Genomic DNA, 287 nt, shown 5'->3' on the forward strand with positions numbered 1-287 from the left:
TTGGCCAGGGCCACCCAGCGCCTCGGTGTCACGCCATTGGTGACGTTGGTGAACTTCTCGGGCCAGAGGGCGGCGAACTCGGGGAACAGGTCCTGCTTGACCAGGGCGCTGTGCAGGGCGGCGACGCCGTTGACGTGGTGGGAGCCGACGGTGGCGAGGTGGGCCATGCGCACGGCCTTTCCACCGGCTTCATCGATGATCGAGAGGCGCTGCAGCACGGCGTCGTTGCCGGGGTACTTGAGGCGCACCTGCTGGAGGAAACGGCGGTTGATCTCGAAGATCAGCTC

General features: G+C 66.6%; 1 protein-coding gene. It reads right to left on the bottom strand.

Annotation, left to right across the window (positions count from 1 at the left end; all coding sequences use genetic code 11):
- Nucleotides 1–287 (bottom strand): glycogen/starch/alpha-glucan phosphorylase (locus tag KUG43_RS16585; RefSeq protein WP_216910934.1); only part of this gene is annotated, 287 nt, incomplete at both ends.

Origin of the sequence: Synechococcus sp. CCY 0621 (genome assembly GCF_019038465.1) — a bacterium.
Taxonomy (GTDB): Bacteria; Cyanobacteriota; Cyanobacteriia; order PCC-6307; family Cyanobiaceae; genus Cyanobium.